This window comes from Serratia sp. CY83965 (genome assembly GCF_052166375.1).
GTDB classification, from domain to species: domain Bacteria; phylum Pseudomonadota; class Gammaproteobacteria; order Enterobacterales; family Enterobacteriaceae; genus Serratia; species Serratia marcescens.
In genome coordinates, this window is sequence record NZ_JBJNOV010000010.1 from 286,398 (window position 1) to 301,211 (window position 14,814).

Annotated in this window: 11 protein-coding genes; 3 read left to right on the top strand and 8 right to left on the bottom strand. The window is 61.4% G+C overall.

The features are described from left to right. The 8 genes from nit1 to csrD form a co-directional block, all read right to left on the bottom strand. A complete protein-coding gene (gene nit1 / locus ACJ8PL_RS19220; protein WP_060445053.1) occupies window positions 1-861 on the bottom strand; it encodes a deaminated glutathione amidase in 861 nt (286 codons plus the stop codon). Next, entirely contained in the window at window positions 858-4,661 is a 3,804-nt protein-coding gene (gene yhdP, locus ACJ8PL_RS19225) for an AsmA2 domain-containing protein YhdP (protein WP_442531328.1), read from the bottom strand. The genes nit1 and yhdP overlap by 4 nt, the downstream gene beginning before the upstream one ends. Before the next feature lie 88 nt (window positions 4,662-4,749). Next, window positions 4,750-6,219, bottom strand: coding sequence for a ribonuclease G (gene rng / locus ACJ8PL_RS19230; protein ID WP_016930237.1), 1,470 nt, complete (start codon window positions 6,217-6,219; stop codon window positions 4,750-4,752). 38 nt (window positions 6,220-6,257) lie between these two features. Continuing rightward, the gene (locus ACJ8PL_RS19235; RefSeq protein WP_004936921.1) at window positions 6,258-6,842 is read right to left on the bottom strand and encodes a Maf family protein; all 585 of its coding nucleotides are present in this window, start codon (window positions 6,840-6,842) and stop codon (window positions 6,258-6,260) included. A 10-nt stretch (window positions 6,843-6,852) separates the two neighbouring features. Continuing rightward, window positions 6,853-7,341, bottom strand: a complete 489-nt coding sequence (mreD, locus tag ACJ8PL_RS19240) for a rod shape-determining protein MreD (RefSeq protein ID WP_004936918.1) — start codon at window positions 7,339-7,341, stop codon at window positions 6,853-6,855. Next, complete coding sequence (gene mreC / locus ACJ8PL_RS19245) at window positions 7,338-8,363, bottom strand: rod shape-determining protein MreC (protein ID WP_028127540.1); 1,026 nt, start codon at window positions 8,361-8,363, stop codon at window positions 7,338-7,340. The genes mreD and mreC overlap by 4 nt, the downstream gene beginning before the upstream one ends. Before the next feature lie 94 nt (window positions 8,364-8,457). Beyond that, on the bottom strand, window positions 8,458-9,501 hold the full coding sequence (gene mreB / locus ACJ8PL_RS19250) for a rod shape-determining protein MreB (RefSeq protein WP_003855260.1): 1,044 nt from the start codon (window positions 9,499-9,501) through the stop codon (window positions 8,458-8,460). Between the two features lie 412 nt (window positions 9,502-9,913). Next, on the bottom strand, window positions 9,914-11,848 hold the full coding sequence (gene csrD / locus ACJ8PL_RS19255) for an RNase E specificity factor CsrD (protein ID WP_016930238.1): 1,935 nt from the start codon (window positions 11,846-11,848) through the stop codon (window positions 9,914-9,916). A gap of 203 nt (window positions 11,849-12,051) precedes the next feature. Between csrD and acuI the strand changes: the two genes are divergently transcribed. The 3 genes from acuI to msrQ all read left to right on the top strand — a co-directional run bounded on the left by acuI (window position 12,052) and on the right by msrQ (window position 14,790). Then, window positions 12,052-13,029, top strand: coding sequence for an acrylyl-CoA reductase (NADPH) (gene acuI / locus ACJ8PL_RS19260; RefSeq protein WP_016930239.1), 978 nt, complete (start codon window positions 12,052-12,054; stop codon window positions 13,027-13,029). Between the two features lie 159 nt (window positions 13,030-13,188). Next, the gene (gene msrP, locus ACJ8PL_RS19265; protein WP_016930240.1) at window positions 13,189-14,190 is read left to right on the top strand and encodes a protein-methionine-sulfoxide reductase catalytic subunit MsrP; all 1,002 of its coding nucleotides are present in this window, start codon (window positions 13,189-13,191) and stop codon (window positions 14,188-14,190) included. Beyond that, entirely contained in the window at window positions 14,191-14,790 is a 600-nt protein-coding gene (gene msrQ / locus ACJ8PL_RS19270) for a protein-methionine-sulfoxide reductase heme-binding subunit MsrQ (RefSeq protein WP_016930241.1), read from the top strand. It abuts the gene before it with no gap. The last annotated feature ends 24 nt before the right edge of the window (window positions 14,791-14,814 follow it).

Genomic DNA, 14,814 nt, shown 5'->3' on the forward strand with positions numbered 1-14,814 from the left:
TCACTCTTGATTGGAGGATAGCTTGTCAGACGGCGCCGTCAGCGACGTCTGGAATCGGTTGTGCTGCAGCACCGGCATCTGCGCACGAATATTTTTCAGGCTTGCGGCGTCCACGCGCACTTTCAGCGCCGCCACGGCGTCCGCGTTCTCGGCCAGCACCTTGCCCCAGCCGTCAACCGCCAGCGTGTGGCCCCAGGTGCGACGAGTCGGCCCGTGGCGCCCCACCTGCGCCGGCGCCAGGATCACGCACTGGTTCTCGATCGCCCGGGCGCGCAGCAGGATTTCCCAATGCGCCTCGCCGGTGACCCGGGTAAAGGCCGCCGGCACCGAAATCAATTCGGCGCCCTGCGCCCGCAGCGCCTGGAACAGCGCGGGGAAGCGCAGATCGTAGCATATGGTCATGCCCAAACGCCCGACCGGCGTATCCACCACCGTCAGGTGCTGCCCGTGCTGGTAGGTATCCGACTCGCGGTAGCGGCCGTGCGCATCGTTGATGTCCACATCGAACATGTGCAGCTTGTCGTAGCGGGCGCGGATCTCGCCCTGCTCGTCGAACAACAGGCTGCTGGTGGTGATAAGTTCCGGGTTTTCACGGCTGATCAAGGGCATCGAGCCCACCAGCAACCACACGCCATAGCGGCGCGCCAGCTCGCGCACCGCGTTCTGCAGCGGGCCATCGCCCTGTTTTTCCGCCTGTTGGCGGTAGGCCGCGGAGTTGGCGAACAGCAGCGCGTTCTCCGGCGTCATGACCAGTTTTACCCCGGCATTGAGCTGCTTGATCTGCTGTTCAATCTGGGCCAGGTTATCGCGCACCTGATCGCCACTGCACAACTGCAACAACGCAACGTTAGCATTCCTCATGACGCCTTATCCTCCTTTGCCTTACGAAGTACCTCATTGATCTTCGGCTGGTCGAGATCGCCGCCGATATGGTAGCGAATCAGCGAAATCTTGCTCCACAGCGGCCCCAGCACCTGCGAGGCGGCAAATACCGCCGCGCCGACGATCGGGTTGACGACAAACGCCGTGGCCACGCCGACGGTCGCCGAAATCGCCGGCGCCACCACCGCCTCCATATCGATGCGGCGGCGCGCCAGATCGATCTGGCCGCTCATGGCGATGTCCGCCGCCAGGCCATCGATCAATAGATTATCAGTATGCATTATGCCATCTTTCAGCCAGGCGGTGCTGCGGATGGAATCAAAGTAGAAACCTTTGCCGAAGGTATCGCTGAAATCGAACTGCAGCTTGCGCAGCAGGGCGTCGAAGCTGACCAGCCGCAGCAGCTGGCCGGCGCGGCCGCCGCCCATGCTGTCGATCTCGCCCTTGCCCATCTTGACCTGCAGCGCGCCGCTCAACGTATTCACCTGCGGCTGCCACGGCGCGCCGTGCCAGTACAGATCGAAGTCCACGTCGTAAGGCGCCCCTTTCAGCGGGATAGTGATGCCGAAGAAGGCGGCGGTTTCATCGATCTTGCCGCCGAGCAGTTTGCCTTTCAGCGAGCTGCGCTCTTCCTGCGCGTTTTGTTTCCACAGGCCGGTGGCGGTCATGCGCCCTTTGCCGGTATCGACCAGGCCGTGATCCAGCGTCAGGGTATCCCCCCGATTAGTCAGATCCGCCTCGACCTTGCCAAGGTTCTGCCCCAGCACCCAGCACGACTTGCAGCGCAACATCAGCGAAGGCCAGTCGCGGAAGGAAAGTTTCTCGGGCGACGGCGCCGCCGCGCCCGCCGCGTTTTTCGTCTCGGCGAACTGTGGGTTGTAATACAGGTAGTTGATATCGGCGCGCCACGGCCCGCGATCGGCCACCCGCAGGCTGCCGTCCACTTCGTCGCTCTTGGCGCTCACCAGGGTAGCGCCAAGCTGTTTTTCGGCCGACAGCGTCAGCTTATGCCAGGCCTGGCCGCCCAACAGCAGCTGCGGCGTGGTCAGCGCCACGGTGGTGGGGAAGCTGAAACCGCCCACCTGACCGCTGCCGCCGCCCTGTTTCAGCGCCGGCGCCAGCAGCGCCAGCCATTGCTCGCCGTCCAGCGCCGGCAGGTTCAGCGTCATCGATTTGCCGGCCGGCAGCGGCGGGGTGCCGCCACCGTTGGTTTGCCACGCGGCGCGCGCCAGATTCACCTGTTTTTTGTCGAAGTTCCATTCACTGTTGAAGCGGTTCTGTTTGCCCGCGCTGCCGGTCAACATGAAGCCGTTCAAACCGCCTTTGACCTTGACGTTCACCGGTAGCGCTTCGCCCGGCGCCTTGTCCAGCGGTGAAGATAAGTGACTGCTCACTTTCTTCAGGTCTGCGTCAAGTCCGATATCGTAGCTGGCCGAACCTTGGTGCGGCAGCGTGATGGCCACCTGGCTCTGCCAGGGTGCGCTGCCGCTGAGCGCATCGGCGGCCTCTTTCGGCAGGCCGGGGAACTTGCCCGGCAACCAGTCTCCTTTCAGGCCGACGTTGACCTTGTAGTCACGCTCGCCTTCCTGCGTGGAAAAGTTGACCGCCACCGGCTGCCCGAACCAGTTGGCCGACAGGGGGTCGCTCTGCAGGTTGCCGTTGTCGAAGCGGAACTTGCCGCTGAGCTTTTGCAGTTCGCTGTCCAGCGGCTTTATCAGCAACGAATTGTTGTTCAGCGCCACTTCGCCGGTGGCTCTGACCTGCTCGCCGTCCAGGGGGATATCAAGATGTAAGCGCCCACTGACATCACCGCCAATCTGCAGCTGCTCCAGCGCCGCCCCCAGCGAATCGTGCAACGGTGTCTGCATGAAGTAGTCATGTACGTCGCTGCCCGCACCCGCGACGTCGGCGTCGATCAGCAACCGCTCTTTCAGGTAATCCGGGATCACCGCGCTGATATTTTTGCCCGCCACCTTGCCCAATCGGGTTTGCGGCGCATGCATCCACAATCCCTCGTTGGCGAAATCGAGATCGATAGCCAAATCGGTCAGCGCCGGCCAGCCCGGTTGGAACTGGAAGGTGGCGTGACGCAGCGGCACGAAAACTTCAAACTGCCCTTCGTTTTTACGATACGGGAAGTGCTGCGGATCGCCGGAATAAATCAGCGTGGCGTTATCCACCTGGCCGCCCTGAATGGCGCCGCTCAGGTAGTCCACCAGATGCTTGCCCATCAACGGCTCCGGGAAATAGCGCCAGGCGTCGGCGCCGTCATACAGGCGGATGCCCGCCAGAATGTTCAGCCACGGCTCGCCCTTGGCCGGCTGCTGATAACGGAAATCACCGTTGACCCACAGCGACTTCGCCTTGACGTCCAGGCCCTGGCTCGCCAGCTCCCAACCTTGGTCGTTGTAACGCCAGGTCAGCGCGCCGCGTGCGCTGCTGATTTCAAGCGGAGCGCGGAACATGTCGCCGTAAGGCAGGGTGCTGTCAGTGAGCCCCAGCGTCAGGCGGCCGTTCTCCACCCCGCCGCTCAACGCGCCGGAGAAGTGGTTGACGCCCGGCAGCAGTTCCCAACGCTGCCAGCTGACATCGCGCCACAGCGCCTGAAAACGGCTCTTTTCCGGCTGCTTGAGCGGGATGTCCAGCGCCAGCGCAGCCACCTGCCCCTGCGGCTGCAGATCGTTCCAGCGCTCGAGCGCGTCCGGACTGAGGAACGAGAAGGTCGGCAGCAGCGCCGACAGGCGCTCCAGTTGAAGGTGAGTCGCGCGCACCCGCAGCTCTTCATTCTGCGCCGGCCCCATGAATTCGGTGTTTTCCGGCAGCCACAGCGCGGAAAGCGCGCCCTGCGGCCAGGCCTGGCCGTCGGTGCTCAACCGCAGCTGCGGCACGTCGAGCTGCCAACCGGTGCCCTGGCGGCGCAACGACAGCGCCAGATTGTCCACGTCCAGCCGGTGCTGCGCGGCGCCGGTATTCCAGTTGGCCGCCCCCTGCTTGAGCAACGCATGGCCGCCGGCGATTTCGCCGTTCTGCACCTGCAGCCAGGCCGCCAGACTGAAGTCGGCGCTTTCCAGCCCGGTATTGGCGCGCAGCCAGCGGGTAAACCAGGGTTTCATGTCGATGTTATCGGCCTGCAGATAGACCGTGCCGGTGTCCAGCAGGCCCTGATTATCGCGCAGGTCCATGCGCAGCTGCACCACGCCGTGTTGGCCATTCAGCGTCGACAGGCTGATCTGCCCCTCGGCGCGGTGGCGATCGCGGCCGTTGAGCCAGGTCAGTTGGGGAATGTCGAATTCGGCGCGCGCGCCGGCAGGTGTCAGGAACGAGATACGGCTGTCGCGCAGATCGAAATGGTCGAGCTGGCGCAGCATCAGATCGCTGATTTTACCGGGCTCAAGGCCGTCGCCCTCACGATCGCCGCCCAGCGTGGCGTTCAGATCGAGGCGGAATTGATAGAAGGTCAGATCGCGGAACTGCCAGCGCCAATGCAGCAGCGATTGCCACACGTCCAGCGCCAGCGTCACGCGTTCGATATGCACATCGCTTTTGGGCAGCGTAACGCTCAGGTTGCGCACTTCAAGCTGTGGGCCGAAGGTTTCCCAACTGCCCTGCAGGAAATCCATCTGCACAGGCACACCGGATAGCTTCTCCACCTGCGCCAGCAGTTGGGGACGATAGTCGTTCAGCTTCGGCAGCATCAGGCGCAGCCCGCTGATCAGCAGCGCCACAATCACGATTAGGGTGGCGCCTGTTGCTAACAGAATCCCAGGCAGTCGCCTCACGCAGTTCTCCTTGCTCCGCTGCCTGGCAACGGGAATATCTATGCACTGACGGGCCCGGCGTGCCGGACCCCTACCGATGTCGGGCGGGCTACATCATGACGACGTCGAACTGCTCCTGGCTGTACAACGGTTCGATCTGCACCTTCACCTGTTTGCCGACGAAGATCTCCACTTCGGCCAGCGCATGCGACTCTTCGCTCTTCAGCGCTTCGCCGACCGCCGCGGAGGCGTACACCAGGAAGCGATCGGAATCGTAAGCATGGTGCACGCGCACAATCTCGCGCAGGATCTCGTAGCACACGGTTTCCACCGTTTTCACGGTGCCGCGCCCATTGCAAGTAGGACAATCGTGACAGAGCACATGTTCAATGCTTTCACGCGTGCGTTTACGCGTCATTTCAACTAAGCCTAGCTGAGAGAAGCCGTTGATCGTGGTTTTTACCCGATCTTTACTCAACGCCTGCTCCAGCGAGTGCAGCACCCGGCGGCGATGCTCTTCGTTGTTCATATCGATAAAGTCGATGATGATGATGCCGCCCAGGTTGCGCAGCCGCAGCTGGCGCGCGATGGCCTGCGTCGCCTCGATGTTGGTATTGAAAATGGTTTCGTCGAGGTTGCGGTGGCCGACGAAGGCGCCGGTGTTGATGTCAACCGTGGTCATCGCCTCGGTCTGATCGATGATCAGATAGCCGCCGGACTTCAGCTCCACCTTGCGCTCCAGCGCGCGCTGGATCTCGTTTTCCACATCGTACAGATCGAAAATCGGCTGGCTGCCGGTATAGAGCTCGAGCTTGTTGGTGATGTCCGGAATGTACTCGCCGGTGAACTCCACCAGCAGATCGTGCGTCAGCCGCGAATCGACGCGAATGCGATCCAGCGCCGCGCCGGCGAAATCGCGCAAAATGCGCTGCGCCAACGCCAGCTCGCCGTACAGCTTGTATTTGGTCTGGTTGCGCTTCTTGCGCTCCATCACCTTGGTCCACAAGCGTTTGAGGAATGCGGCGTCCTGCGCCAGCTCTTCCTCGCCGATGCCTTCCGCCGCAGTGCGGATGATAAAACCGCCCAGCTCGTCGCAGTGCGGCGCCACGATCGCCTTCAGGCGCTCGCGCTCGGCTTCGCTTTCGATACGCTGCGACACGCCGACGTGCGCCGCGCCCGGCATGAAGACCAGATAACGCGAAGGCAGCGTGATATCGGTGGTCAGACGCGCGCCCTTGGTGCCAAGCGGATCTTTCACCACCTGCACCATCAGGTCTTGCCCCTGGCGCACCAGCTCGGCGATGTCGCGCACGTGGAAGTTTTTCCGCTCGTCGCCGGCGACGCATTCGGTATGCGGCATGATGTCGGAGGCGTGCAGGAAGGCGGCCTTGTCCAGGCCGATGTCGACGAACGCCGCCTGCATGCCCGGCAGGACGCGGCTGACGCGCCCTTTATAAATATTGCCGACGATGCCGCGTTTGGATTCGCGTTCGATATGGATCTCTTGCAGAATGCCGCCATCGATATAGGCGACCCGCGTTTCAGACGGTGTGATATTAACCAGTAGCTCAGCTGTCATGCCTTCTCCTCAGAGCCGGTCGATAATGGCAGCGCCCATCAACCGGTTCTTACATCACGTAATGCGACAAAATTACTGAGCAGCTCATGTGTTTCGACCAGCGGCAGACCAACCACTGCGTGATAACTCCCGGTTATCGTTCTGACGAAACAACCACCCTTTCCTTGAATTCCATAGGCGCCCGCCTTATCCATCGGTTCGCCCGTAGCAATATAGTCGCGGATATCCTGTTGTGACAGGCTGCGGAACGTCACGTCGGTCACCACCAGTTGGCAACGCACGTCGTGGCGATCGGCGATCGCCACTGCCGTCATCACCTGATGCTGCTTGCCGGACAGGGCCGCCAGCATGTCCGCCGCATGGGCTTCGTCGCGCGGCTTCTCCAGCACCCGGCCGTTGAGCACCACGATGGTGTCGGCGCCCAGCACCGGCCGATCTTCCTGCGCCAGCGCCACGCCCGCTTTGGCCTTGTCCTGCGCCAGGCGGCGCACATAGGCCTCCGCGGCTTCGCCTTCCCGGCGCTGCTCTTCGGTATGCGTCAGCAGAATGTCAAACGACACGCCCAGCAGGGTCAGCAGTTCACGTCGACGTGGGGAGCCGGAGGCCAGATAAAGCGAAGTCATTGATATACCCTTACTGTACGGCGAACTGACGGCGGATTTTGCGCATCAACAGGAATAACCACGGCCACAAAATGCCGTTTACCACACTACTCCAGAACACCTCTGGGCGGAAAGAGACGTTGATCACTAAAAACTCAGCCCAGAACACCACCACATCCATCGACAGCGACAGCAGCACGACGATAAGCGCCTGTTGCCACAGCGCCATATTGCGGAACAGTTGGAATTTGAACGCCACCAGATAGGCGATGATGCCCAGCGCCAGCGCGCGCACGCCCAGCGTGGAACCGAGGATCAGATCCATGATCAGCCCCAGCACGAAGCCGGTGCCGACGTTGACCCGGTGCGGCAAGGCCATCACCCAGTAGATCAGGATCAACACCAGCCAGGAAGGCCGGAACATGTAGATCTGTTCCGGCCACGGCATGATTTGCAGCACCAACGCCACCAGGAACGACAGCCAGATTATCCAGCGCCCGTGGCTGCGGTAGCTGTTCATTGCACCACCCCCGCCGCCGCGGGCTGAACCTGAGGCTGAGCAGAGGCCGGAGCCGTGGTTTGCGGCGCCACCCCGGTGGCCGGAGCCGGCAGTTGCGGCCCGACAGAACCGGCAGGCGGCAGCACCTGCGGCATCATCTGCATCAGGCGTTCATTGGCCACGCGGTGCACTTCGTCCGGCGGCAGCGGCATGTCGCCGTTGCGATCGGCGCCCCACAGCAGCAACAGATAACGCAAGCGCTGCAGACCGGCGGTCGGCCGCGCCTGAATCACAGTGTAAGCGCGCTGGTTGTCGACCTTGACCGAGGAGACCACCGCCACCGGATAGCCTTCCGGGAAGCGGCCGCCGAGACCGGAGGTGACCAGCACGTCGCCAACGCGGATATCGGTGTTGTTCGGCAGATGCTCCAGTTGCAGATCGTCGGCGCAGCCGCTGCCTGCGGCGATCACCCGAATATCGTTGCGCAGCACCTGGATCGGCAGCGCATGCGAGGCGTCGCAGATCAGCAGCACGCGGCTGGTGACTTTCGCCACCGCCACCACCTGACCGACCACGCCCTTGTCGCTGATGACCGGCTGGCCTTCATAGACGCCGTTGTCCGACCCTTTGTCGATCACCACCTGATCGCTATACGGATCGGAACCGGTGGAGATCACCTGGGTGACCATCTTGTGTTCGTCCTGACGCAGCGGAGAACCCAGCAGCTCGCGCAAGCGGGCGTTTTCCTGCTTGAATTGGCCAAGAAGAAGAATATCGCTGTTTTTCAGCAGCAGTTCCTGCCGCAGAGCGCGGTTTTCCAGCTCCAGCTGTTGGCGGGTGGCCAGCGTCTCTGACACGCTGTCCAAAACTTTACGTGGCCCGTTGGCCAGAAAATAGAAAGGGCTGACTGCGGTGTCCATGTAGTTGCGTATCTTCACGAACGTGCCGAGCCGGCTGTCGGCAACGATCAGGCCAATGGCCGCAATCACCGCCAAAAAAAGTCGCAGTTGCAGGGAAGGCCCCCTGCTAAAAATCGGCTTCATAAATTATGCGAGTTCCTCGACAACAGAAAGAGGAACCGTACCCGATTCTCGCTGTGCGCATTCATCCGATACGATTCCTCCTTCCAGGGGCTGACTATTCTTCGCTGAACAAATCGCCGCCGTGCATGTCGATCATTTCCAACGCCTTGCCGCCGCCGCGCGCCACGCAGGTCAGCGGATCTTCCGCCACTACGACCGGGATGCCGGTTTCTTCCATCAGCAGGCGATCGAGGTTGCGCAGCAGCGCGCCGCCGCCGGTCAATACCATGCCGCGTTCGGAAATGTCGGAGGCCAATTCTGGCGGGCACTGCTCCAGCGCCACCATCACCGCGCTGACGATGCCGGTCAGCGGCTCTTGCAGGGCTTCGAGGATTTCATTGGAGTTCAGGGTAAAGCCGCGCGGTACGCCTTCGGCCAGGTTACGGCCGCGGACTTCGATTTCGCGCACTTCGTCGCCTGGATAGGCAGAACCGATTTCGTGCTTGATGCGCTCGGCGGTGGCTTCGCCGATCAGCGAGCCGTAGTTGCGACGCACATAATTGATGATGGCTTCATCGAAGCGGTCGCCGCCGATGCGCACGGAAGAGGAGTACACCACGCCGTTCAGCGAGATCACCGCCACTTCAGTGGTACCGCCACCGATATCCACCACCATGGAGCCTGTCGCTTCGGAGACCGGCAGACCTGCGCCGATCGCCGCCGCCATCGGCTCTTCAATCAGAAACACTTCGCGCGCGCCGGCCCCTTGGGCGGATTCGCGGATCGCGCGGCGTTCAACCTGGGTCGCACCGACCGGCACACAGACCAGCACGCGCGGGCTTGGGCGCATGAAGCTGTTGCTGTGAACCTGTTTGATAAAGTGCTGCAGCATTTTTTCGGTCACGAAGAAGTCGGCGATCACGCCGTCTTTCATCGGGCGAATAGCCGCGATGTTGCCGGGGGTGCGGCCCAGCATCTGTTTGGCGTCATGACCGACGGCCGCAACGCTCTTTGGGGAGCCGGCACGATCCTGACGAATGGCAACCACCGAAGGTTCATTCAGTACGATGCCTTGCCCTTTAACATAAATCAGGGTATTGGCGGTACCCAAGTCGATGGACAAGTCGTTGGAAAACATGCCACGAAATTTCTTAAACATAACGAAAGGATAATCCTGCAAGCTGGGGGCGGAAAATAAAATCCGCCTACTTTACCAACCACACGAAGCAGCGACAAGGCGCAAAAACGTTCTACTTCGGTGAAAAATAGTCTGTATTGTTTCTGCTCGAATGCACGGAAATTGGATGAGGCCTGAATTCCCTGAACAAAGGCTCAGTTTACCACCCTGTCAACGCACGAAACGGCGTAACACAGCTCATAAAATCTAACATATTCCCTGATTGCCGCCGATGGTAAGCACCTACCAACGCCAACCAGATAAAAGCTGACAAGAGCCTATCTCAAATAGGCGTTGTTGTCGCAGGCAGTTTGGAAAAAACTCCAAAAAGACGGTAACGAGGCCCAGATGGATCCGGCCCTCATTCTACGTCAATTTTTGTCCGTCAATCAGCTTAAACGCGATAACGACGTGAATATTTTTTACGCCCTACGTCGATAGGTTCCGGCGATGCGAAAAAGTCGCCCTGCCCGCCATGGATCCCACGCTCTTTCAGCGTCTGCCATTCGTTGCGCGTGCGTACGCCGGCGGCGAACACCTGAGCACGCGTGCCCGCGCAGGCGCCGGTCAGGCTCTGCACGAACAGCTGGTTTTCGTCCCGCTTATCGATGCTCCGCACCAGCCCCGGGTGGAGCTTGACGATCTCCACCTGCAGCGACTTGATATAGGACGTACTGACCACGGTTAAACCCGCTTTGGACACCGCGAGACGGCAGCCCAGCCCTGACAGCAGCCTCAGCACCGGACGCAAACGGTCGATATGTTGACACACATCTGCCTCCGCAAGTTCAATCAGAATTCGCCGACGTTGGCTTTTTTCGCATTGCAACAGCGTATCGCGCAGCCAGCGCTGGAAAGAGCGCTGCAAAATCGAGTCCACGCACAGCGGAAACGCCAGCGTTTCCTCGGGCCACTGCGCCAACAAGGGAATGATGCGGCTCACCTGTTGGCGATCGTAACTCTCCGCCAAGCCGAGCTGCTGCACCAGCGGCATATATTCCGCCGGTAGCAATTCCTGGGTGCCGTCATAGATCCGGCTCATGATCTCACGATGGTGCACCTCGCCTTCCACGGTCACCGCCGGTTTCTGATACAGCCGCGGGCCACCGCGCGCCAGCACCTGTTCCAGCAGCGTGCGCCACTTGACGCTGCCGCGCCCCTTTTCCGGCACCTGGCTGTCGTACACATACCACCCGTTTTCGCCCTGCAGCGTAGCGTGGCGCGTCGCCTGCTCCGCATAGTCGATCACCTGCTCGGTGGTTTGACCGCTGCGGTACGCCACGATGCCGATGTGCAGGAAGGCCTCGCGATCGATCAGCGCCGTGGAAGGCAAGGCATCGATGGCGTTGACCAGCTGTGAAGCGATGCCGTCGGCTTCCTTCAGAGTTCGATGCGGCAACAGCACGGTAAAATCGCTGTGGAAGTAGCGTGCCAGCAACGCCGACGGGTAGCGCATCACGAAGGTAGACAGCAGGTTGACCAGCGAATACATCAGCTCTTGCACCGCCACGCTGCCGTGCGTCTCGCGCAGGGTCTCGAAATCGGGCAGTCGCACCATCATCACGATGCCGTGCGAGCCTTCATCTTCCAGCTGAGTGGTCAATTGGTTATCGAAGAACAGGCGATTATTCAGCCCGGTTTTGGCGTCCTGCGCGGCGAAGGCGCGGATCAGCGTATCGACCCGGCTGCGCTCTTCCCGCGCTTCCGCCAGATCGGCCAGCAGGCGGTCGAGCGCGCCGCTGACGTTGGCCGGCCACTCACGCACGTCGCCCTGCATGACGTTTTCACGCTCGCCGTTCAGAATGCGCCGCGCGCGGCGTTCCAGACGATCTTCGCCGTCGGCCTGCTCACGCAGCCAGCGCAGGCTGAACAGCAAAATCACCACCATGACGACGATCGACAGCGTGACGGCGGCGGTGGATTGCAGCGTGCGCACGTCGCTGGCGAAGGGATCGAGGTAGGTGATGTGCAGCGTACTGCCCGGGTGCTGCAACAGAGTTCGCGAGACCTGACGATAGCCGTTCAGCGCATCCCAGGGCTCTTTTTTCAGCGTCGGCAATTTATAGTCGAGCAGTTGGCTGGTCCCGGCCTCTACGCGGATCGACACAATGCCGAGCGGGCGCATGACAATCGGCAACCACTTCTCCTGATCGCGCGGCGATTCATGCAACATGGCTTGATCGAGAGAGGTGGCCAGCGAATCAAAGCGGCGCTCCTGGCGATCCTGGGTAACGTAAAAGAAGCTGTATGAGCATCCCATCAGCATCAAAAACATCGCCAGCGCGACCAACAGAGTGATCAATGCAGAGAGTTTGGTGGTAAATCGCATCCCTGTGCCTTGTCCGCTATGGTTAAGTGAGTGTGCCCCTTTTGCTAAAAGGAGCCGTCCAACCCTAACAAGCCTTGCCGAGGAATAAAACCTGCAAGCGCCGTTTTTGTCCTTTATCAGGACTTGGGCCGCTTATTATGCATATAGTCAAATAAATGTGATTCAGCCATTGATAGAAAAGTGTAAACGAGAGGAAGAGTGACATGCGTGCACTGTTATTGGAACAACAAGACGACCAAACTCTGGCTCATATCAAAGATATCGGCAGCGATCGGTTGCCGGAAGGCGATGTCACCGTCGACATCAACTGGTCCAGCCTAAATTATAAGGATGCGCTGGCGATCACCGGCAAAGGCAAGATCGTGCGCAACTTCCCGATGGTGCCGGGCATCGATTTCGCCGGCACCGTGCGCCACAGCCGCGACGATCGCTTCAAAGAGGGGCAAAGCGTGGTGCTCACCGGCTGGGGCGTGGGCGAACACCACTGGGGCGGCCTGGCCGAGCAGGCGCGCGTCTCCGGTGAGTGGCTGGTGCCGCTGCCGAACGGGCTGGATGAGCGCAAGGCGATGATCATCGGCACCGCCGGCTTTACCGCCATGCTGTGCGTGATGGCGCTGGAGGAAGGCGGCGTGCACCCGGACGACGGCGATATCCTGGTCACCGGCGCCAGCGGCGGCGTGGGCAGCACCGCCATCGCCCTGCTGGCGGCGCTGGGTTACCGGGTGACCGCCATCAGCGGCCGCGACAGCAATACCGAGTACCTGAAAGCGCTCGGCGCCAAAGAGGTGATGTCGCGCGATGGCTATATCGAAACGCCGCGTCCGCTGGAGAAACAACTGTGGGCCGGCGCAGTGGACACCGTCGGCGACAAACTGCTGGCGCGGGTGCTGGCGCAGATGAACTATAACGGCACCGTCGCCGCCTGCGGCCTGGCGGGCGGTTATCAGCTGCCGACCACCGTGATGCCGTTCATTCTGCGCAACGTGCGCCTGCAGGGCGTGGATTCGGTGCATACGCCGCTGCACCGCCGCCAAACCGCCTGGGAACGGCTGGCCGGCATTTTGCCGGACAGCTTCTATCAGCAGGCCACGCATGAAATCGCCCTCGAGCAGGCGCCGGCCACCGCCGCCGCGCTGCTGAACAACCAAATCACCGGCCGCACCCTGGTGAAAATCCGCTGACCTTCTTCCCCCCGACAACGGGGGGAGTTCTCCCGCTTCTGCGAAATTTCATATTTTCCCGTGCCCCCTCGCTTCCGGCCGGCTTTAGCGCCATGCTTATTTCATGAAGACCCGTCAGCCGCTCGCGGACGGCGGGCATCAGTCGCGGAGAACATAAGCATGAACAAACACCCGAAATTAACCGAGGCCGACGTCACGCCGGAGAGCGTGTTCCACCAGCGGCGCAAGGTGCTGCAGGCGCTCGGCATCACCGCCGCTACGCTGGCACTGCCTACCGGCGCGCAGGCGGACCTGCTGTCGTGGTTCAAGGGCAACGATCGCCCCAAGGCTCCGCCGGGCAAAGCGCTGGCATTCAGCAAACCGGCCGCCTGGCAGGCGCAGCTGGCGATGACGCCGGAAGACAAGGTGACCGGCTACAACAACTTCTATGAGTTCGGCCTCGACAAAGCCGATCCGGCCGCCAACGCCGGCGGGCTAAAGACCGAAGGCTGGAAAGTGCGCATCGATGGTGAAGTGGCGAAACCGATCACGCTGGATATCGACGATCTGATGAAGCGTTTCCCGCTGGAACAGCGCATTTACCGCATGCGCTGCGTCGAGGCCTGGTCGATGGTGGTGCCGTGGATCGGTTTCGAACTGGGCAAGCTGATCAAGCTGGCCGAACCGAACAGCAACGCGCGCTACGTGGCCTTCCAGACGCTGTACGATCCGGAGCAGATGCCCGGCCAGAAAGATCGCTTTATCGGCGGCGGCCTGAAATATCCCTACGTCGAAGGGCTGCGGCTGGACGAGGCGATGCATCCGCTGGCGCTGCTGACCGTCGGCGTATACGGCAAAACCCTGCCGCCGCAAAACGGCGCGCCGCTGCGGCTGATCACGCCGTGGAAATACGGCTTCAAAGGCATCAAATCGATCGTGCATATGCGTTTGGTGCGCGATCAGCCGCCGACTACCTGGAACCAATCCGCGCCGAACGAGTACGGTTTTTACGCCAACGTGAATCCGCACGTCGATCATCCGCGCTGGTCGCAGGCCACCGAGCGCTTTATCGGCTCCGGCGGCATTCTCGACGTCAAACGCCAACCGACGCTGCTGTTCAACGGTTATGCCGACCAGGTAGCGTCGCTGTATCGCGGCATGGATCTGCGGGAGAATTTCTAAGTGCGCCTGACGCCTGTTCATATCAAATGGCTGAAAGCCGCCCTGCATCTGGCGGCGTTTTTGCCCTTTTTGTGGTTGGTGCTGGCAGTGGATCAAGGCTGGTTCAGCGCCGATCCGTCCAAGGACATCCAGCATTTCACCGGCAGGATGACGCTGAAACTGCTGCTGGCCACGCTGGCTATCGCCCCGCTGGCGCGCTACGCCCGGCAGCCGCTGCTGATCCGCTGTCGCCGTCTGGTGGGGCTGTGGTGCTTTGCCTGGGGCACGCTGCACCTGATAAGCTACTCCACGCTGGAGCTGGGGCTGAGCAATCTCGGCCTGCTGGGCAGCGAACTGGTGAACCGGCCCTATCTGACGCTCGGCATCCTCACCTGGCTGATCCTGCTGGCGCTGGCGGCCACGTCGACGCTGTGGGCGATGCGCAAACTGGGCGCCAAATGGCAAACGTTGCACAACTTCGTCTATCTGGCGGCGATCCTCGCCCCCATCCACTACCTGTGGTCGGTCAAAACCTTTTCTCCCCAGCCGTTCATTTACGCGCTGTTGGCGGTGGCGCTGTTGGGCCTGCGTTACAAGAAATTCCGCGCCTGGTGGCGCTGAATCGCACGGCGATACGCGTTATCG

Bases quoted from the DNA above. Each gene is read 5' to 3' on its own strand.
- rng (WP_016930237.1), bottom strand. From the start codon at position 6,219: ATGACAGCTGAGCTACTGGTTAATATCACACCGTCTGAAACGCGGGTC.
- mreC (WP_028127540.1), bottom strand. From the start codon at position 8,363: ATGAAGCCGATTTTTAGCAGGGGGCCTTCCCTGCAACTGCGACTTTTT.
- acuI (WP_016930239.1), top strand. From the start codon at position 12,052: ATGCGTGCACTGTTATTGGAACAACAAGACGACCAAACTCTGGCTCAT.
- nit1 (WP_060445053.1), bottom strand. From the start codon at position 861: ATGAGGAATGCTAACGTTGCGTTGTTGCAGTTGTGCAGTGGCGATCAG.
- csrD (WP_016930238.1), bottom strand. From the start codon at position 11,848: ATGCGATTTACCACCAAACTCTCTGCATTGATCACTCTGTTGGTCGCG.
- mreB (WP_003855260.1), bottom strand. From the start codon at position 9,501: ATGTTTAAGAAATTTCGTGGCATGTTTTCCAACGACTTGTCCATCGAC.
- mreD (WP_004936918.1), bottom strand. From the start codon at position 7,341: ATGAACAGCTACCGCAGCCACGGGCGCTGGATAATCTGGCTGTCGTTC.
- ACJ8PL_RS19235 (WP_004936921.1), bottom strand. From the start codon at position 6,842: ATGACTTCGCTTTATCTGGCCTCCGGCTCCCCACGTCGACGTGAACTG.
- msrP (WP_016930240.1), top strand. From the start codon at position 13,189: ATGAACAAACACCCGAAATTAACCGAGGCCGACGTCACGCCGGAGAGC.